This is a genomic window from Pseudarthrobacter sp. Pseusp20 (assembly GCF_059492155.1).
On sequence record NZ_CP168521.1, the window covers coordinates 1,009,228 to 1,028,221 of the forward strand.

Consider the following 18,994-nt stretch of genomic DNA (forward strand, 5'->3'; position numbering starts at 1 on the left):
AGTGTGGCGCTGGACAGTGCAGGGGTGGATAGAAGGTCAGCCCTTTTTCGTCTCCGGTCGTCAGAATTAAGAGGTAACTGGCTGGAGGACCATCGTCTCGTTAGAACAGGCAAGATCCATCACTTACGAGGCGTCGGCGCCGATCTGGGAGGCGGGCAGTGCGAGGATTACACCGTTGCGGAATACGGTTACGAGGACGAGACTGCGTGGGTTCTGATTGACGGTGGAAGCCGGCTGGTCCTCGACAGAGACCATTCCTGCGGACTCATCGGACGGGGACGTACCTATGGGGAATTAACGGACTGGGGAGAATTCCTTCCGGACCCTGCCTGGAGGCCCTAGAAAGCTTCGACGCGATGACGTCGGTGGGTCAACACACCCGACGGAGACCTGTAGTCGGCGGCTGCTGCCCGGGGGTACGGACGAGGCCTCCTGTGCCATGCTGGCCTTGAAGCCCTAAGGCTGCTGTCAACGCTCCCATTTGGTCAGTGTCGAACGGCAGAAGCCGTCCGACACTGCAGCCCGTCAAGCGGTCCTAGGTTCCGGGCGTCGTTGTTCAACGATTGCTTCGATGTAGCCACGTACGCGCTCCCGCTCAGGCCCTGACAGGTCACGGATGAGGTCTTCCAGCTCTACGGACTTCACAGACCTTCCGCGAGGCCGCGCTATCGGCGTGGGTTTCTGGAGGAGAGGCACTAGCAGACGAAATCTCTCTGAAGGATCACGCCCACCCGGCGTGTCCCAGTAACACCCGATGACGGGTAGAGGGACAAAGGCTGCGGCATGCTCGTTCTGCTCGTCTGCCTCCGACTCGGTAAGCGCCAAGCCCGCGTACATATTGTCGATGTAAAGCGGCTCGAACTCGAGCGGATCTATCTGGAGCGACGCGGACGGAAGAACCTTCTTCAAGACTGCTGTGATCAGTTCAGCGAGACGATAGATTGGTTCCAGATCGGGCCGCTCACGCAAGACCTCAACAATATCGGCATCCAGCATGGCTGTGCCGAGTCCCTCGCCTGCCTCGGTGTAGAACTTGCGCCGATCGCCGACGAGAACCTCGCCCTGGGACAACCACCAGAGTTCGAGAAGGTCACCTTCGTCCATGTGGAGAGCCTTGGACCACATTGCGATCCTCGGCATCTTGAGTGCACGTTGGCCCTTCTCGATCTGGGAGACGGTGGCGGCTGGCGCGCTGATCTTTTGCCCGAGCAACCGCATGGAGTCGGCGGTCCCAGCGGTTCGGATCATGGCGAGCAGGTTACCGAAGAGTTCTGCTGCTGGTGTTCCGCGTCTCATACCTTGACTCATAGAGGCAACAATATCAGAGGTGTATGCACTTGTATCGTTTACTGAGTTATGCGTAGCATTGTCTACTCAACGGCTAACGATAGGAGCTACGAACATGGACGACCAGACACGTCATCGTCACCACGTCGGCGACACGAACCACGTCTCCGGGGACAGTACCCGCTCACCGCGCAACCTCGTCGGGGTTGGCCTCGCGGTCGCGGCGCTAGCGGTCCTTGCATATGCCGGTGGCACGCTCAACGTAACGCCCTCCGGCGTTACCATAAGTGTGAACCGTCGGCACTAGATTCAGGCCGAGACCGGGATTCGGGCTCCTGGACGCGGGTTTGCAACTGAGGGCCCCCCGTCAGGACTTCGGCCTTCGTGCGCATGGCAACCTACTCCGTGGGACCCACTTGATCGATTTAATTGCGTCTGCGGCCTGGAAGGTTCGATTGGAGGCGCTCATGGGTGAGAGGACCGGCGCCGGACAGGTCAGGTCTGCGGACCAGGAAAGTAATGATCTAAGAACCGACGTCCGGCCTGCGTGATGTCTCCATTAGCGGTGTCCTCAGGGAGAGGAACTAAAGTACCGTACTCGTGCCGTAGGCGATCTACCAGCGAATGCGTGCACTTCTTGTTTGCACCACGACGGAGTGGGTGTACCCAAATCCAGGCCAGCTCGCCGGCATCGGAAGTTCGATGCACCTCAGCGGCACCCGCGATTCGGAGGACCCCGCCACCGCTCAACCTGTCGGTGACAACCCAGACCTCACGCTTCTTCATAGACCGGCATGCCCAGTGATGAGAACCCGGACTCTGCCTTGAACTGCCCGTACGTCCCCCTAACAGCTACCCAGTCGTCTTTCTCGGCGCGGAAGACTGAACCGGCCTTACGCGCCCCCTCACGGTCGCTGACCGCGTACATTGAGATGGTCAGATCCACGCAGTCTAGATCAGCCTGTACCTGGGACCTCGTCCGCGCGTCCTCGTCGAACAGATGAAACATGGTTTCCTTTCAAGTCGAGTCACGTCCCTCGGTCGAGCTTGGTTACTTAGTCGATTCCGAGCGTCGGTAGCGAGCCAATGATGCGGTTGGTTTCCAAGCTGAGCGTCACAACGCGGCCAATCAGGTCTACGATGTAGCGGGGTTGATCATGCTCGCGTGACCAGTCGTTTGGGTCGTTGACGATGCCCGAAGCCTTGTCCGTCTTGACTTGGTACCGCTCCAGGATCCAGTCAACCGCTGATCGAGAGCCCAGCTTATAGCGGTGAGCCTCCTCGGGGATCCCCTCCAAGTTAATATGGGCGTTATAAATGATGCGCGACCTGTCCCAGGCTCCTGCCTTGCCGGCGTACTTCATCTTCTTCACTGAATACCGAACATGCTCGTCTTGCTCGTCTGCCAGCCCGATACCGACTTCATCTAGCGCATACGGCGCCAGGGACTCATAGCCGATGTGCAGGTCAGAGAGTGCCTTGCCGGCGTCGGCGAAGGCTTGGAACCTTTCGAGTCCCAGGACGTGTGGAATTCGGGGGAGCATCTTCTTGAGGTCGGCAGCGAAAGTAGCTCTGTACTCAGGAGAGTGCAGCACCCCGTACACGTAATGGAAGACGTCGTCCTTCGTTATGGCCGGGCCGTAAGCGGCACGATACTCGTCGAGGGCGGCGTCGGTGATGTTGTCTACCCTCTGCACTTCGCCCTCAGCCGTTTCGAAAAGCGTTCCCAAGGCTGAAGCGGAGTACGTATAGCGGGGGAAGAACTGACCCGTGTCCAGCATGTGCAAATCCGGAACGGAGTCGACCATGAGGGCTTCGAATGTCGGGTAATGGGACGAGGGAGACGTTATGTAGATGCCCTGGTTGACGGCCTCGGTGGTAGGAAAGACAGCGGGCAGCTGTCGGGTGTCCTCGTTCAGTCCTGCTCCGAAGTAAAGCCATGACCTCTGGAACGGGCGGTAGATCGCGCTGCGAAGCGCACCGTTGCTGAAGACCAGATCGTTTCCGCTCTTGTACCGTGATTGCAGGCGACGGGACCAACTAAATCGCCTCGGGTCAGCGGGCGTTCGTGAGAATGCGGCAGCTATCGGCCCCGGCATCCTCGGCCTTCAGCCAATCCAGCTTCGCGGAACGCTCCAACACGTTGAAGGTGCCGTCGACGTGTTCGGCCTCCAGCTTGAGGGCCGGTGCGGTGTCCGTCTCGCCCTGATTGACCAACAGTTGCTGGCCGACGAGTTCGAAGTCGGCGGCCAGCTTCTTGGACTCCTTGATGTTCCGGGCGAACGCCACCGCCCGCCGCACTGGGGTTCCGTCGGAGATCTCCAACCGCTCTCCGTTGACTCCGCGCTTCGAGAGCCCATTCCAGCAGCCCACGATCCGGGCAGCGTCGTCCAGGTTGAGGTCGCCGTTCGCCTCGAACAGGCCCTGGAAGGACTTGCTGACGGCTTCCTCGTCCACGGCCAGGACGAGGACCTTGTAGTCGGCGAGGTGGCCCATCTCCACAGCTTTGCCGAAGCCAAGATGGTGGAATTCGGGACCATAGATGGCCTCGTCGTCCATGGAGTACATCTTGACGTCGTCCTGGCCGGCTTTGGCCTTGGCCTCCTGGACATAGATCCGCGGCGTTGCGGTCATGTAGAGCCGTTTGCCGGATTCGATATAGGTGTTGTCGTGCACCCGTACGAACGCGGAGTCGTCGTTGTTCGCCTCGGTGATCCCCGTGGTGCGGTGTGCTTCGTCGCAGATGATGAGGTCGAATTCGTGCAGGCCGTCTTTCTGTGCCTGGTGGATCACGTCGATGGACTGGTACGTGGAGAAGACCACAGTGATGGCTTCCTGGCCAGTGCCGATCCTCGCCCGGATCAGGAGCTTCGAGGGGTCGGTCGTGGCCGGGAACGCCAGGTCGTGAACACTGACGTCCTCGTGCTCCTTGCGGCCAACCTTGGTGTCGGAGCAGACGGCCAGCGGCCGCAGCGGAACGGACGCCTGGGCGGTCCATTCGTTCAGGGTCTGCTGCAGCAGCGCAATGGACGGGACCAGGAACAGCACGGACCCGCCGATGGGGACGATCTCCTCAACCATCTTCAGTGACGTGTAGGTCTTGCCGGTGCCGCAAGCCATGATCAGCCGGCCGCGGTCACTCTCCGTGAATCCTTTCTTCACGTCATCGATCGCTTCGCGCTGGTACTTGCGGGGCTCCTTGCCGCCCAGCTGCTTCATCTGCTCGGGGGCGTCAATGCTGAACTCGGACCAGTCAATAGTGGAGTCGGCCACGTCCGCGAATCGGAGCCGGGTCATCGGCTTGGACTGCCCCTCAAGGGCGTCCTCGGCGTGCTTGGACCACTTATCGGTGGTGGAGACGACCATGCCGTAGGAGAAGTCAGCCTTGCCGACGGCGGTGAAGAACGAGTCGATCTGCTTTTTATCGAGCGTCCGGGCAGGGTCGTAGAACTTGCACTGGATCCCGGTCAGTTCGCCCGTGTAGCGGTCCTTGGCGACCAGGTCGATGCCGGTGTCGACGTGCCCGTTCCGGCCCGGCCATTCGGTCCACAGCCAGACGTCTGAGAACTGGTCTGCGTATTTGGGTTCCAACTCCAGGTAGCGCTTCATCAGGTGTTCGAATTTGGTGCCCTTGTCGTGCTGATCACTCGCCGAGAAATACAGACGATCAAGGACGTCTTCGAAACTTGCTGAACCCATGGGAAGTATCTTGCCTTATGCGAATCGGCCACTCGCAATTTGCACCGCTACACAGGGAACGATCTACAGTTGGCAGCCGACATACTCACACGTAGCCTGCTCCGTAAAAGCTACCGCGAAGTCCGCTCCTCGATGATTCGGTCCATCTCTTCGTCGTCCGGGCAGGCCTGCTGGTCGTAGGGGCAGACTGGGACGCCCGGTTCGCCGCCGAGGCCCCGGATGACCTCCACGCACATGGTGCAGACGACCCTGGCTTCCTTCAGGATCGGCATGTCCGGTTCCTCATAGCCGCACGCAGCCTTGCGCCAGTCCATGTCGCGGCAGCAGACGAAGTGCGCCAGGTTGTCGGTCAGCCGGTATTTCACTTCCCAGGCCGGCACGCGGATCAGCTCCATCGAGCCGCCGTCCCCAAGCTTCTCCGTCTCAGTCTCCGCCATGATCCCCCCAGTTCGTTTCAGAGCAGGATACTGCCCGGCCGCCGGCACGGGAATGCTAAGGTCCGGGCGCCGGCGGGAGATGTCCTGCCTGCGGATATGATGCCCTCTGCATCATTCAGATTTTCAAAGGGGGAATCATGTCCGAAAAAGGTCTCCACGCACCGGTGCGTGGCTGGCTGTGGCTGGTCATTGTCGGACCGGTCGTCACCATAATCGGCATCATTATCGGGTCGATGAGCGCAGGTAGCATGTGCGGCAGCGTCTTCAGTCCGAAGAGCCGGGTCGCCGAGTTGTACGACACGCTCGGAGGCAGCCTCGGCGGCGCCGCCAGAAGCTGCGAGAAGAGCATCGCCGCGACCGCCGTACCGACGTGGATCCTGATCGTGCTCGGCATTGCCCTCGTCCTGGTCGGAATCATCATCCGGGCCATCGGGAAGAACCGTGCAGCGGCGCCCGCAGTGGCAGCGGGGGAGCCGACAGTCGCGAGCCGGCTAGAAGACCTTGCTCGGCTCAAGGATCAGGGCCTAATCAGCATCTCCGAGTACGACCTCAAGCGCACGGAGTTGATGAGGCAGCTATAGCGAGAATCGCCCCGGCGCCCGGAAGACCGACAACGGGCGCCTGAGCGTGGACCTGGGCGACGTCGCATGGCCGTACTGGCCCTTCGGAAGTGCTGGCTGCATCTGAGGGCACAGGAGAAGGTGTAACAACCGCGCTGTAAGCGGAGGCTGCGTACACTTCCGGTATGACCGGCCCGCGGATGAACCGCACTCTGAAGATCGTCCTGATCGTTCTGGCGTCCGTCGTTGCCGTCGGAGTGGCCGTTGGCGCAGTCATGGCCGGCGTTATGGAGTCCGAGCGCGCGGCGGCAAACCGCAAGACCGGCTCAACGGGGAAGCCGGGACCAGCAGCCTCCCTACAAGCTGTGGCCCCAACTTCCGTCCCGGCCACCGCGACGCCCCGGCCGTCCCCGGCACCCGCCTCAGCCCCAAGCCGGCCGATGCCTGAGCCCACCGCCTACGCGCCTAAAGTCATTGAGACGGTGCAGGCACCGATACCGCCGGCACAGCAGCAGCCGCAGCGTCCTGCTCCGGCGGCAATACCCCAGACGGTGTGCCCGTCCGGGGTGGTGGAGTCCGGTCTGACGGACGTCACGGTGGTTAACGAGCGGTACACCACGGTCGCGGACATCAGCACCGAGGCCGACGTTCTCGGCCACGGACTAATCCGGAACCGCACGACCGCCCCGGTCTACATCTTCAACAGTGCCCCCTCAGTGAAGGGCCTAGACGTCAACGGCAGGGTAACCTTCTACCTCACCGGCGAGTTCGATTGGGTGCCGCCCCTTGGCCAGCCGCGGCCGTCGCAGATCATCCTTCAGCCGGGACAGGATCTGACCTACACAGTCCAGAGCACCGGAATCCTCACGGAGATGCTCCGCACCACGGCCGCCTGGTACGTGAACCCGAAAGATTCGGTCGACTACTACTCAGATTTCCGGACCTACGCGGACTGCCCGCAAGGGCCGGTTGTTGCGCTGCCGGGCGGCACGAGCATCATGAACACCTACGTCCCCTGGGGCCAATAGCCTGACCCAGGGTGACACCCGCGCCTCTCCGCACACATAGGATCCATGGCTGACCCTTCCCTGCCCGTTTCTGCCCGGGCGGTCCTGACTCCTTGAGCGCACAGGACACAGAAAAGCCCCAGAAGACCGTTGAACTGTACGACTTCCGACGCCCCACCACGCTCGCCAGGGAACACGCCCGAGTCCTGGGGACTGCGTTCGAATCCCTCGCCCGCCAGTGGGCAACCCAGCTGACCGCCAAGGTCCGGGTGAAGTCCGTGGTCACCGGCCAGTCGATCGTCATGCAGTCCTACGACGAGTACATCGAATCGGTACCCTCCACGACGACGATGGTCCTGTTTGCGATCTCCGGTGCCGAATCCAAGATGGCCATCCAGTTCCCGACCGGGACCTCCCTAGCCTGGATCAGCCGCATGCTAGGGGCCACCTCGTCCGGCGGCGCAGAGGAGGATCGGAAGTACACCCAGATCGAAGCGAAAGCGTGCGTCGCTGTCGCATCGTGGTTGGCCCAGGAGCGCAAACAACCCTCACTTCCTGCGCCCGCCCAGCTCCCAGCCAATGATGTCCAAGGCTCGCAGCGGCGAAATGTGTGGACCGGGGGCGAGAGCAGCGATTTCCTCCCATTGCGCATGTTGCTGATCCAAATCATGTTGCAGCGCCTCCAGCCATGCGAGCCGGTAATCCCGCTTGCTTCGATTCTTCTTGGGAGGAACGGGAGCGCCGATACAGTCGGTGTAGCAGTAGCGGATCTTGGCATCGAAGAGTGGCAGCAGGTCAGGGCGTTTGCGGTGGAGGACTTTGGACAAGGTGGTGAGCTTTACGTTGTCGGCGGGCTTCTCTTCCATGACGTCGAAGAGGTTGGCTATAGCTTCCAAGGTGGCAGCCGAGGCGTCGCGCAGGCTGCCCTTCAGATCCGGGCTTTGCAATCGCTCGTTGAGAAGATCCAGCTGACTCTGCAGGCCGTAGTAGACCTTTAGAGGCTTGTTCGAGACATTGAGTAAGGTCACGGCCAGAAGATCCTGCGGCGCGATCAGATCGCTGTCCGATCCTGGATACCCGTCGTAGGCGGGGTACGCCGATGCACCCGGTCTCCCAACCAAATACTCTGTTGCCCAGACCTTTGCCTCCTCGAAATCAACCTGTGCGGCCCCAACCCTCAACGGTGTCATCATGACGACATCGTATGTTGAGTCCGAGCAACTGCCCTCGGAGGCGCGGTACCAGAAAGACGATCCCTGGTCGGGGAGCAGCAGAAGTTGGCCGCCCGGAAAGAATATGCGAGTTGGGTAGCAGCGCCGTGGGTCATCAATTGCGTTCAGCTGGGTGCTGTTGGAGCTTCCGTTCTTCCGCACGCGGAATCCTGGTCTAACTCCTCAACCCTTGCGCCAGGCCTGATGTCCATCGGTGCCCTCTTACTTTCTCGCACCTGCCACATGATCATGCCGCTGGCGCCGACCCCTCAGGGGCGGTGCAATGTGAAATTCTCAAACAATCGGCCTTCAAGAAGCCTGGAACGCGAACACCCGGAGGGCTCACGTCTCTGCACTAGACCATGCGTAGGCCCAGCCACTAATGCCGCACGCCCCGCTTTGGATGTTCCATGCTGGGCCATTCGGGTCTGAATCGCACTTCTAGGGGTGTCCGCTGCGTGACCGCATTGGAGGCGGGTGCCTCCTGACGCCGAAGGCGAACGGTGGCGGCACACGGGCGGGACGGTGCGCGGTGCTGACCGCGGCCGTTACGGACCCTCTTCGACCGGTTCGACGCCTCACGGGTGATCTGGGGCCCGTGATGAAGTCAGCTTGGATGGAGACGCCGCATTCGGTGCGGACGTCCTCCCAGTCGTGGTGTCCGCCTCGGCGTCGCAGCGGTCGCGGAGGTAGCTTTCGATGATGAGGCTGTTGGCGTCCAGCCAGGCATCGCGGCCGGCCTCGTCGGTGCCCAGGTCGGCGGGCAGGATGATGTCCTTGAAGTTCAGGAACTTGGATGCCTCGACATGGAATGTGCCGCCGTCGTCCGAGCGCAGCACGGAGAGCCGGACGATGACATCACCGTCGGCATACTCGGTGAAGTCTTCGGATTCGCGCGGGGCGAGGATGATGGGCTGCGCGGCCGGGGCCAGGGCGACGGCGAATTTAGGATGGGCGGAAGGGGCGGACTGGCCGCCGGCAGGGATGCGCTGCGGCTGGCGGTTCACTGGTGAGGTGCTCATACCGGCATCGTGTGCGGCGGCAGCGCTTGAACAGCGGGCTTCAATCCCGGGTGCGGGCATCATTCCTCCTCACCGGTGACCCTGCGGCGAGGAACGGCACATCTTTCACCGGTAAGGCCCGTTTTCGGGCGGTCGGTGTCGAACCGACCGAAACCGACCAAGACCGACCGGGTGGTCGGTCTAAATTTTGATCCAAAAAGCCCGTGAATAAAGGGAGGTAGGCCCTATCTATCTATCTATACCTACTTACCTACCTTAAAACACACACACATACAGGGGCTCACAGTGATGATGTTTTCTGAGCTGGGAATCATTAACATCACTGCTCTCTCATGGAGATGTTGTTCCCCGGTCGGTCTGGTCGGTTTACCCCCTCCGCCGACCCTAAAAACCGCTAGAATCCGCGGCAAAACGGGGTATGAATTAGACCGACCGGGGGTCGGTTTCGGGCTGGTACGGGGTGGGTTTGGCCCTCAAAAGGGTGGGTTTTCACTCGGAAGGGCCTGTTTTGGCGGTCGCGAGGCTCAATCCCCGGGGAACCAAAAGGCCCGCCGCGCAGTCCGAAAACGGGGCTGCGGGCCGGTCGGTCTAAACCGTCAGTGCATCGCGAAGGTCTTCTCCAGCATCGGATAGACCGCTTCGCGCCACTTCCGCCAGTCCGACATGCGGGGCATATCGAGATGCCGGTTGTACGGGCAATCCACAACGAGCTGCTTCCAAAAGGGAGTCTGGGAGCCTTTGATGGTCGAGTTATCGTCGATCAAAGGACGTCCCCGTGGACGAATGCCGTAAAGGAAGGGATCCGAGAATCTGGAGTTCGTGCTGCCCATCAGCCCCCTGCGTGAGGCACTATGGCAGGTTGGACGAGGGCGTGAGTTGCAGGACCTTCGACCTGCTCTGCGCTAGGGCTCTGGCGTCGACTCTTGAGAAGTTAAGTTGCGATCTCGGTGGCGACGCCGGCCACCACGATAAATGATCCTCTCGGGCATGCTTTCAGGTGGGAAAAAGAGCTCGACCACGTCAACGCCCAGCACCGCTGCGATGTCCCAAAGGCGCTCAAAGCTCAAACTCCTCTGGCCCAGTTCGACGTACAGGACAGTCTTCCGATCCATTCCTGAGGCGTTTCCCAGCTCCTCCTGGGTCAGACTTCGTTCCAGTCGTAATTCCCGTATCCGAGCCCCCACCGCCTTGCGGCGCATGCTCCAAACCTCTAGCTGTTGGGAGGAGGGCTTGCGGGGAACGGGCACCGTCCAATGTCACTAGGATAGGACCTGGTTGTCTGTCCAACTAGTTGGACATGGGACCTAAATCACCTCCAAGACAAGGGGAACCAACTTTGGCAGTACAGGTCAGACTCGATCTTTCAGAATCAGTCTCCATTCGCGATCTCCGAACCTTCCTCAACTGCATACCGCAGTACGTCGACGACAGGATGGACTTGCGTTGCCGCCACATGCTGGAGGACAGGCTGGCTTACCTCGCCGTGGACTTTCCCACCGCACCACGGGCATCTGAAGTTGCGGGGAGCAGTGAGGCCGAATGATGGAGACTCCGCAACCCGAGCATGAAAATCGACTCTTAAGAACCCGGTCTATCGACGCCGAATCGGTAGATGCCGTCACCGACCTCGACTACGGTCGGTATCTAGTAGTTACCGCTTCAGGATCTGCCTACTTTCTCGGTGTTGGACCTGAGTCCAGCTCAGTCGTCCGGTCCTCCCTTGCACCAGCTGAGGGCGAATGGGAGGCGGTACCGCTAAGGCGGGACGGGGAGGCTGTGCCCTTACTCGGAATTATTGAACTTCAGCTCGGGCGGCGAGCTGTCTTCCGAATCAACGTCCGGGGCGACGGTATCGAGACAACGAGAACAACAACTCCCGTTAAAATCATCAGAAGGGTGGCAGTGTGAACACCCTACGCTTCGCCGTCGCCGGCGACTGGCATGGCGACCTCAGCATCGCCCGAGCCGTCGTCCGAACGCTGAAGAACGAGGACGTCCACCTGCTCCTCCACGTCGGCGACCTAGCCGTTCGATGGCCCGGGCCCAAAAAAGGTCGCTTCGATAAGCGCCTCGACCAACTGCTCGACGAAGCCGACATCGAATTCCTGTTCATTGACGGCAACCATGACAACCACCGGGAACTCCGCGAGCTGCGCCCTAATCCTGACGGGACCAGAAGGCTGTCTAGTCGGATGAGCTACATCCCCCGAGGGACTGTTATTGAGCACCAGGGTATCCGCATCGGGGGCCTCGGGGGTGCATACAGTGTTGACCGGCGATGGCGGACGGAAAGCAAAGACCTCTGGGCTGACCTAGAGGAACCGACACCAGCGGAAGCCGAACGCCTCTTCGCTTCGGCTCCAGTGGAGGTACTCCTGACGCACGACGTCCCTGCTGGCGTCCATGGACTTGAGGGGCTCGCGCTGCCGCCCGATGTCATGTCTGCTGCACAGGAGACAAGAGAACTGCTCCAGAGAACCGTCGAGGTGCTCAAACCCGCCCTGCTGTTCTCCGGGCACTGGCATCAGCGCAGAAGCCAAGAGCTTATCTGGACCGACGGCACCGTCACGGCCGCTCACGTCCTTGCCCACGAGGGCTCCTGGGGCGGGAACGTAGTTGTTGTCCAATGGGCGGAGAATAGCATGCCCGAGGTCACCCCGCTGAGAATCCGGTCCTGAACCGCTTTGTCCAAGCCGTGCTGCGTTAATGACCGCCGGTATTAGACCGGCCGATCGGCCCGAAATTTGTTGAGCGTCTCGGCGCAGTCTGCGGCGGCGGGCGTAAAGCCTGGATTCGGTCCTGACATGGTCGTGGGCATCTGATCGGGACCCAAAGGAGTTCCTTGCGAGTAGGTGGGCCCTTGGGTCGCAGGGTGGAACCGCTCCCGCCCCTGATTAGGGGTGCTTGGCTGGGCTTTTGGTGCTATGCACCAGGCAACAGCTGCGCTAGAGGAGGTTGTCCCGGCTGCGGATCACTGGCCACCGTTCCATTACCCTTCCTCGGGAAACTTCGGAACATTCACGGGCCATGCGCGGCTCAGCCAACCCAGTCCTGGTTCTCGTCGCAGCGTCCGAATGACTTTCGGTGTGCCCAAGACCAGTAGGGCAACCTGCAAATCTTCACCGACTAAGTGCTGGAATGCCGCCACGGCTGTGGGCACCTCGTGAGGGAGCCGGCCCGACCCTGCGTGAATTATCAGGTAGCCGTGTCGTGGAAGAGACTTCAGCTCCCTGAGATCCTTCGGTGATAGCTCGGTAACCGGCCATCCCGCTGCAGCTGCGACTGTTCGAGCGGTGTCGAGGATGAGTGCGCAGCCCTTGAAATCTTCGGCTGACGCCAAGGTGACCTGCTCAAGGCCGTGACCGGATGACTTGAGGGTGTAGCCGAGGTCAGCGGCCCATTCCATGAGGCTCATAGCCTCACCATAGTCTTCGGCCAGAGCTTCTCCGTGATGGCTAGAATCGCAGTTCTACGAGTCAGAAGTATTTGGAAGGAGATCAAAGTGTGCCATAAGTGTGCCCTGCCCTCAGGAAGACTTCACCGCTTAACCAGCGAAAAACCCCGGAAACCCCTGAAAACAGGGGCTGTCCGGGGTTTATCCCGAGCTTCCTATCAGAATCGAACTGATGACCTTTTCATTACGAGTGAAACGCTCTACCGACTGAGCTAAGGAAGCACCGCACCAAATCCCCCGGACGAACCGGGCGCTTCATGCAAGAGTCAACTGTAATAGAGTCCCGCCGCCCCGGTCAAAATGGCCGGCGTGACGCTGCTGCGACCCTCAGCACACCGTATTGTCGGCCGGCAGCTTGCCGCTGACCAGATAGTTGTCCACGGAATCCTCCAGGCAGCTGTTGGCCCGGCCGTACGCGGTGTGTCCTTCACCCTTCCAGGTCAGCAGGGAGGCGTTCCCCAGCTGCTTGCGCAGTGACGCTGCCCATTCAACGGGGGTTGCGGGGTCGCCGGTGGTGCCGATGACCACGATGGGGGAGTCGCCGCTGTACTCCACCGCCGCCGGCGTGCGGACGTTTTTGTACGGCCAGTCTGCGCAGATGGTTCCGCCGTAGGCAAAGAAGTAGCCCAAGGTGGGTGAATCCTGTTCCAGCCGCTTTTCCTCCGCCCGCATGCCCGCGGCGTCCGAAACCATGGGGTAGTCCAGGCAGTTGACCGCATTGAAAGCGAGCGCCGAATTGGACGTATAGGAGCCGTCGGGGGCCCGGTCGGCACCGATATCGGCAAGCCGGAGCATGAGGCTGACGTCCCCGGAAACGGCGGCCTCCAGCGCTTGGGTGAGGGCCGGCCAGCTTTGGTCGTTGTAGAGCGGGGTGATCAGGCCGCTGACGAACTGGGTTGCATTGACCAGCCGCCCGTCCTTGGCCGTGCGGGGTGTCTGCCGTATGGAGTCAATGAGGTCCCGGATCTGCTGAACACCGGAGTCGACATCACCGCCCAGGGGGCACTTGGTCTGCTTCTGGCAGCTGGCCACGTAGCTGTGGAGCGCCTTTTCGAAGGCCCGGGCCTGGCCGCTGGTCAGGTCCTCATTGCTGATTGACGGATCGAGGGCGCCATCGAGGACCATCCGGCCTACGTTGTCCGGGAAAAGCGAGGCGTAGGTGGAGCCCAGGAACGTGCCGTAGGAGTACCCCAGGTAGTTCAGCTTGGAGTCGTTCACAACCGCGCGGAGCACGTCCAGGTCCTTCGCGGCGCTGACGGTGTCGATGTGGCCCAGGACGGGGCCTGTTTGTGACGCGCACTGGGTAGCGATTGCCTTGCTGTCAGCCAGTGCCGCCGCCAGCCCGGTATCGGTTTCGTACGCGTAGATCTTGGCCCGGGCGGCGTCGCGTTCGGCGTCCGTGGCACAGGTGACCGGAGCGGAGCGCTTCACGCCACGCGGATCGAAGCCCACGAGGTCGTAGGCGTTGCGGACAGCCGCTGAAAAGTGGGTTCCGGCAGCGTCTTTGACAAAGTCGTAACCGGAGGCGCCCGGGCCGCCGGGATTGACCAGGAGGCTGCCGGTCTTCTTACCGGTGCTGGGTGCCCGGAGCGCTGCGATCTGGATGGTGTCGCCGCCGGGATTGGCGTAATCCATGGGCACGTTCACCTTGGCGCACTGGAATTCCCCTTCGCAGGGCTCCCACACGATTTGCTGCGAGTAGAACTTTTCCAGCCCTGCGGGAGCAGACGCCACGATGGAGGGGTCAGCCTTGGCCGTGGCAGCTTCCGGCGGGTTCTTGTCGCCACCAAGGAGGCCGCAGGAGGCCAGGACAACGGCCACGGCCATTGCTGCGGCGGCGCGGACAGCGACCGTCAGGGACCTGTGGCGTGCGGGCAGGGGGCGGGCAGTCATCGGGTCTCCTTGGAGGGCTGTATCAGGCTGGCAGCCATGGACTCAATGGTCAGCAGCGGGGCAACGTTGGTGGTGGTGATGCGTTCACGGGCTTTGTTAATGGCGTCCATGCGGGCCAGCGTGGCCTCCGGCGTGGAGCGGGCTGCGAACTCTTCCAGCTCACTCCTCAGCTCAACGTTGACCAACTCCACGGCGTTCCCAAGCTGGATGATCAGGACGTCGCGGTAGAAGGACAATAAATCCGTCAGGGTCCGGTCCAGGGAGTCCGTGATGGATCTCTTGGCCCGCCGCTTCTGGTCGTCTTCGAGCTGTTTCAGCTGGCTGCGCATGGCCGGGGGGAGGGCGCCGGTTTCCGGTGCTCCCAGCGTCGCCAGCAGTGCGGCCTTCTCTGCTGCATCGCGTTCCTCGTTGGAGCTGTTGGCCTCCGCAGTGGCGATCTTGACCAGCTTGTCCGCCATCATGACCGCCGCTGTTACGCCGCGCAGCCCCAGCGGGAAGCGGACAGTCTCCAGGCGGCGTTCCCTTGCCGCCGGATCCCTGGCCAGCCTCCGGGCGATGCCCACATGGCTTTGGGCAGCGCGGGCGGCCTGCTCCGCAAGGGCAGGGTCCACGCCGTCGCGCCGGACCAGCAGCGCTGCCACGTCCGACGCGGGCGGCAGCCGCAGGGCAACGCTTCGGCAGCGGGACCGGATGGTCACCAGGACATCGGCCGGGGACGGCGCGCAGAGCATCCACACGGTCCGCGGCGTGGGTTCCTCGATGGCCTTGAGCAGCACGTTGGTGGTCCGCTCGGCCATGCGGTCGGCGTCCTCCACCACGATGATCCGCCACCGCCCGGACGACGGCCGGTTGCCGGCGGTTGCCACCAGTTCGCGGGCCTCGTCAATAGTGATGGTGACCTTCTCTGTGCGCACGAAGGTCACGTCCGAATGCGTTTCACCCAGGATCGTGTGGCAGGCCTGGCACTGTCCGCAGCCACGCTGGCCCACGTCCTCCTGGTCGCAGTTCAGTGCGGCCGCGAACGCCTTGGCGGCATTGGAGCGGCCGGACCCCGGCGGACCGGTGAACAGCCAGGCGTGCGTCAGGCTTTCGCCGCCGGCGGCTTGGCGCAGTTGTTCGACGACGGCGGGCTGGCCCTGGAGGTCATCCCAGACGGTCATGAGTCACCGCCGTCCGTGGCTGCTGCGGCGGCAGGAACGGCAAGGAGGGTTTCCACCCGGGCGAGGATCTGAGCGGCAAGGTCTTCCACCGGCAGGTGGGCCGGGAGGACCAGGTACGACTCCGGGCGGTCCGCAGCAAGGCTAAGGAAGGCCTCCCGGATCCGGGTATGGAACTCGTCAGCCTCGGATTCCAGGCGGTCTTCCGCTGCCTGGCCGGCAGTTCGGCGGCGGCGGCCAAGTTGGGGGTCAACGTCCAAAAGGACTGTGAGGTGGGGCTGGAGGCCCGATGTGGCCCACTCATTGAGGGAACGCACCGCGTCCAGGCCCAGGTTGCGGCCGGCACCCTGGTAGGCCACCGAGGAGTCGATGTACCGGTCCGTCAGGACGATTTCACCGCGGCCAAGAGCCGGGCGGATTACCTGGGTGGCGTGCGCGGCCCGGGAAGCCGCAAATATGAGGGCTTCGGTGTGCGCGTCGATGTCGCCATTGCCGTGGTCCAGCACAAGCGACCGCAGCTTCTCGCCAACCGGGGTGCCGCCGGGCTCCCGGGTGCGCAGCACGGTGTAGCCCAGGGACTCCAATGCTGCCGCAAGCCGGCCGGCCTGGGTGGACTTGCCTGCACCATCGCCACCCTCGAACGCGATGAATACGCCGGCCCTCTGTTTGTTCACTTCTCAAGCCTACCGAGGGGTACCGACTTTTCCCGATCCGTAGCTACCTCGAAGGCGGCAGTCCGGTGAACGGCAGCCGTCCACAAAACGACACCGCTTTCCGGCGGATCCGGCAGGAACAGTACGCTTTTCACCATGAGTCTTTCCGAGCACCAGGCCGCTTCCCTTTCACCCGAGACCGTGGTGGTGGCGGCCGGGCGTCCGCCGCGGGAAAGGGACCAGCCGGTCAATCCTCCCATCACGCTTTCCTCCACCTACTTCGGTACCGGTCCGCTGGGCGACGGCGACCGGGGTTATGGCCGCTATTCCAACCCCACCTGGGATCCCTTTGAGGAGGCCCTCGGCCAGCTTGAAGGAGCTGCCCTTCCCGGACTGCTCTACGCGTCGGGGCTGGCGGCGGTCAGTTCCGCGCTGTCCCTGATCCCTGCCGGCGGCGTGCTGGTCATGCCCAACCACAGCTACTCCGGCTCCCTGGTGATGGCGACGGAACTTGCCCAAAAAGGATTCATCGAACTCCGGACCGTGGACATTGCCGACACGGACGCCGTCAAGGATGCCCTGGCACCGCAAGGCCCGTCGGCGAAAGCCGCGGCCATGCTGTGGCTGGAAAGCCCCACCAACCCCATGCTCGGAATAGCGGACATGCCGGCCGTCGCTGAGGCCGCCCATGCAGCCGGGGCAATCGTCGTCACTGACAACACCTTTTCCACGCCACTGGTGCAGCAGCCCCTGCAGCTCGGATCCGACGTCGTCCTCCACTCGGTGACCAAGTACCTCGCCGGGCACTCCGACGTCGTCCTTGGCGCCCTGGTTACTTCCAATCCGGACATCCGGTCGTCGCTGCTCCACCACCGCATCATCCACGGCGCCATCGCGGGTCCCTTCGAAGCGTGGCTCGCACTGCGGGGTCTGCGGACCCTCGCGCTGCGCGTGGAACGGTCGCAGGAGTCGGCAATGATCCTGGCGGAACGCCTCGCCGCCCACCCCGCCATTGATTCCATCCGGTTCCCCGGGCTCGATTCCGACCCCGGCCATGCCCGCGCCAAGGAACAAATGCAGGGCTTTGGCTCCATTATCTGTGTCCAGGTGGCACCCACGGCGGGCCTGGGCGGCGCCGACGCCGCGGACAAGCTGGTGCAGGCGTTGGAGCTTTGGCTGCCGGCCACCTCCCTGGGCGGGGTCGAATCCCTGATCGAACGGCGGCGCCGGCACTCGGCGGAACCCGCCAGCGTCCCCGAAAACCTGGTTCGGCTGAGCGTCGGGGTGGAAAATGTTGAGGACCTGTGGGCTGACCTGAAGCAGGCGCTGGACACGCTGGAGGGCTAGGCTGGGCTTGTGGACGGTCGAATAATTATCGCGTACGTAGAGCAGGCAGTGTTCTTTATCCTTGGCCTGGTGGCCCTGGGGCTTGAACTGTGGGCGTTCGTGGACTGTGCCAGGCACCGGGCCAACGCCTTCGAAGCCACGGGCAAGCGGACCAAGACGTTCTGGCTTGCCCTCACCGGCGGTGCGTTGCTGGTGGGCATCATTTCGCTGTTCGGCGCCGGTGGCGGCATTATCAGCACCCTTGGCCTCTTCGGGCTCGCCGCCGTGGTGGCAGCCTCCGTCTACCTGGCCGACGTCCGTCCCGCAGTGAAGGACGCAGGCCGCGGCGGCAGCCGCAACATGGGCCCCTACGGCCCCTGGTAACCAGGTTCCACGGCCGCCCAGTCCACCGTCAGCTCGCCCAGCCGCCACCTGGCCGGCCCGTCCTGCATCGGCCACCCGGCCTCGCGCAGGCCCCGGCACATGCCGACCCAGCGCTGCCTGTTGCCGAACGAGGCGAGCGGCGCGCTCCCAAGCCATGCGCGGTCCATCGCCTGCATGAAGGCATGAACAGGTTCGCCAGGGACGTTGCGGTGGATCAAGGCCTTGGGAAGCCGCTCGGCTACGTCCGAAGGCAGGTCGAAGCTCCCGAAACGGACCGAGATGCTCAGCGACAGCGGACGGTCCCGGTCGAGGGTCACCCACGCCACGCGCCGCCCGATCTCGTCGCACGTGCCGTCCACGAATATGCCGCCCGGCGACAACCTGCCCTGCACCAGCTGCCAGATGCCCCGGACATCAGCTTCCTCGTACTGCCGCAGGACATTGAAGGCGCGGACCAGGACAGGATGGCCGGGAACGGGCAGCTCGAAGCCGCCCAGGTGGAAGGTCAGCCCGGGCCGCTGCAGCGGAAGCGCAGCGCGGACGCGCTCCGGTTCGATCTCGATCCCGCAGACCCGCACGTCCGGCCGGACAGCGGCGAGCCTTTCATGGAGTTCGACGGCGGTGGCTGGTGTTGCGCCGTAGCCCAGGTCAATGACGAGCGGGTCAGCCGCCGACCGCAGGCGCCAGGCCTGAGGTCCGGCCAGCCAGCGGTCCACCCGGCGCATCCGGTTGGGGTTGGTGGTGCCGCGGGTGACGTTGCCCACCGGACGGCCCTGCCGGGCGGCGGATGTCCTGCCGGATAGTTGCGGGGAGTTCACCCGTTCAGCCTTTTGAACCACCGCACAACCCTATCCCTGGCCCTGGCGGAAGCGGGCCCACCGCGGCCTGGCTTGTAACGCTGGGC

At 62.8% G+C, this 18,994-nt stretch carries 19 protein-coding genes, 1 tRNA gene and 1 pseudogene; 6 read left to right on the forward strand and 15 right to left on the reverse strand.

Features of this window, described 5'->3' with window-relative positions; translation table 11 throughout:
• Positions 1–525: 525 nt before the first annotated feature.
• The 5 genes from ACEN9K_RS04860 to ACEN9K_RS04880 all read right to left on the reverse strand — a co-directional run bounded on the left by ACEN9K_RS04860 (position 526) and on the right by ACEN9K_RS04880 (position 5,423).
• Entirely contained in the window at positions 526–1,248 is a 723-nt protein-coding gene (locus tag ACEN9K_RS04860; RefSeq protein WP_495635280.1) for a hypothetical protein, read from the reverse strand.
• Positions 1,249–2,059: 811 nt separating this feature from the next.
• The gene (locus tag ACEN9K_RS04865; protein WP_495635281.1) at positions 2,060–2,296 is read right to left on the reverse strand and encodes a hypothetical protein; all 237 of its coding nucleotides are present in this window, start codon (positions 2,294–2,296) and stop codon (positions 2,060–2,062) included.
• A gap of 46 nt (positions 2,297–2,342) precedes the next feature.
• A complete protein-coding gene (locus tag ACEN9K_RS04870; RefSeq protein ID WP_495635282.1) occupies positions 2,343–3,386 on the reverse strand; it encodes a type ISP restriction/modification enzyme in 1,044 nt (347 codons plus the stop codon).
• Positions 3,343–4,986, reverse strand: coding sequence for a restriction endonuclease (locus ACEN9K_RS04875; RefSeq protein WP_495635283.1), 1,644 nt, complete (start codon positions 4,984–4,986; stop codon positions 3,343–3,345). The genes ACEN9K_RS04870 and ACEN9K_RS04875 overlap by 44 nt, the downstream gene beginning before the upstream one ends.
• Positions 4,987–5,096: 110 nt before the next feature.
• On the reverse strand, positions 5,097–5,423 hold the full coding sequence (locus tag ACEN9K_RS04880) for a hypothetical protein (RefSeq protein ID WP_495635284.1): 327 nt from the start codon (positions 5,421–5,423) through the stop codon (positions 5,097–5,099).
• A 137-nt stretch (positions 5,424–5,560) separates the two neighbouring features.
• Between ACEN9K_RS04880 and ACEN9K_RS04885 the strand changes: the two genes are divergently transcribed.
• The 3 genes and pseudogenes from ACEN9K_RS04885 to ACEN9K_RS04895 all read left to right on the forward strand — a co-directional run.
• Positions 5,561–6,004 carry an SHOCT domain-containing protein gene (locus tag ACEN9K_RS04885; protein WP_495635285.1) on the forward strand — a complete coding sequence of 148 codons (444 nt, stop codon included), beginning with the start codon at positions 5,561–5,563 and terminating at the stop codon, positions 6,002–6,004.
• A 164-nt stretch (positions 6,005–6,168) separates the two neighbouring features.
• Positions 6,169–7,011, forward strand: coding sequence for a hypothetical protein (locus ACEN9K_RS04890; RefSeq protein ID WP_495635286.1), 843 nt, complete (start codon positions 6,169–6,171; stop codon positions 7,009–7,011).
• A gap of 92 nt (positions 7,012–7,103) precedes the next feature.
• Positions 7,104–7,481: pseudogene (locus ACEN9K_RS04895) on the forward strand (hypothetical protein); the annotation flags it as partial.
• 57 nt (positions 7,482–7,538) lie between these two features.
• On the opposite strand, the gene ACEN9K_RS04900 reads toward ACEN9K_RS04895, so the two are convergent.
• The 4 genes from ACEN9K_RS04900 to ACEN9K_RS04915 all read right to left on the reverse strand — a co-directional run bounded on the left by ACEN9K_RS04900 (position 7,539) and on the right by ACEN9K_RS04915 (position 10,422).
• Positions 7,539–8,183, reverse strand: coding sequence for a DUF6308 family protein (locus ACEN9K_RS04900; protein ID WP_495635287.1), 645 nt, complete (start codon positions 8,181–8,183; stop codon positions 7,539–7,541).
• Between the two features lie 596 nt (positions 8,184–8,779).
• On the reverse strand, positions 8,780–9,223 hold the full coding sequence (locus tag ACEN9K_RS04905; RefSeq protein ID WP_495635288.1) for a hypothetical protein: 444 nt from the start codon (positions 9,221–9,223) through the stop codon (positions 8,780–8,782).
• A 596-nt stretch (positions 9,224–9,819) separates the two neighbouring features.
• The gene (locus ACEN9K_RS04910) at positions 9,820–10,053 is read right to left on the reverse strand and encodes a hypothetical protein (protein WP_495635289.1); all 234 of its coding nucleotides are present in this window, start codon (positions 10,051–10,053) and stop codon (positions 9,820–9,822) included.
• Between the two features lie 72 nt (positions 10,054–10,125).
• The gene (locus ACEN9K_RS04915) at positions 10,126–10,422 is read right to left on the reverse strand and encodes a helix-turn-helix domain-containing protein (RefSeq protein ID WP_495635290.1); all 297 of its coding nucleotides are present in this window, start codon (positions 10,420–10,422) and stop codon (positions 10,126–10,128) included.
• Between the two features lie 705 nt (positions 10,423–11,127).
• Here ACEN9K_RS04915 and ACEN9K_RS04920 point away from each other — a divergent pair.
• Positions 11,128–11,901: a metallophosphoesterase family protein gene (locus ACEN9K_RS04920; RefSeq protein WP_495635291.1), complete on the forward strand. Its 774-nt coding sequence runs from the start codon at positions 11,128–11,130 to the stop codon at positions 11,899–11,901.
• 311 nt (positions 11,902–12,212) lie between these two features.
• Here the strand turns inward: ACEN9K_RS04920 and ACEN9K_RS04925 are convergent, their stop codons facing one another.
• The 5 genes from ACEN9K_RS04925 to tmk form a co-directional block, all read right to left on the reverse strand.
• Positions 12,213–12,638, reverse strand: a complete 426-nt coding sequence (locus ACEN9K_RS04925) for a hypothetical protein (RefSeq protein ID WP_495635292.1) — start codon at positions 12,636–12,638, stop codon at positions 12,213–12,215.
• A 188-nt stretch (positions 12,639–12,826) separates the two neighbouring features.
• Positions 12,827–12,899: transfer RNA gene (locus tag ACEN9K_RS04930), tRNA-Thr, on the reverse strand.
• A gap of 105 nt (positions 12,900–13,004) precedes the next feature.
• A complete protein-coding gene (locus tag ACEN9K_RS04935) occupies positions 13,005–14,570 on the reverse strand; it encodes an alpha/beta hydrolase (RefSeq protein ID WP_495635293.1) in 1,566 nt (521 codons plus the stop codon).
• Complete coding sequence (locus ACEN9K_RS04940; RefSeq protein WP_056389228.1) at positions 14,567–15,730, reverse strand: DNA polymerase III subunit delta'; 1,164 nt, start codon at positions 15,728–15,730, stop codon at positions 14,567–14,569. The genes ACEN9K_RS04935 and ACEN9K_RS04940 overlap by 4 nt, the downstream gene beginning before the upstream one ends.
• Positions 15,727–16,401 carry a dTMP kinase gene (tmk, locus tag ACEN9K_RS04945; RefSeq protein WP_018771198.1) on the reverse strand — a complete coding sequence of 225 codons (675 nt, stop codon included), beginning with the start codon at positions 16,399–16,401 and terminating at the stop codon, positions 15,727–15,729. The genes ACEN9K_RS04940 and tmk overlap by 4 nt, the downstream gene beginning before the upstream one ends.
• A 135-nt stretch (positions 16,402–16,536) precedes the next feature.
• Between tmk and ACEN9K_RS04950 the strand changes: the two genes are divergently transcribed.
• Complete coding sequence (locus tag ACEN9K_RS04950) at positions 16,537–17,727, forward strand: trans-sulfuration enzyme family protein (RefSeq protein WP_018771197.1); 1,191 nt, start codon at positions 16,537–16,539, stop codon at positions 17,725–17,727.
• Between the two features lie 9 nt (positions 17,728–17,736).
• The gene (locus ACEN9K_RS04955; protein WP_026266062.1) at positions 17,737–18,090 is read left to right on the forward strand and encodes a DUF2516 family protein; all 354 of its coding nucleotides are present in this window, start codon (positions 17,737–17,739) and stop codon (positions 18,088–18,090) included.
• Here the strand turns inward: ACEN9K_RS04955 and ACEN9K_RS04960 are convergent.
• Positions 18,075–18,929 (reverse strand): class I SAM-dependent methyltransferase, encoded by an 855-nt coding sequence (locus ACEN9K_RS04960; protein WP_495635294.1) that lies wholly within the window; start codon positions 18,927–18,929, stop codon positions 18,075–18,077. The genes ACEN9K_RS04955 and ACEN9K_RS04960 overlap by 16 nt on opposite strands.
• Positions 18,930–18,994 lie beyond the last annotated feature (65 nt).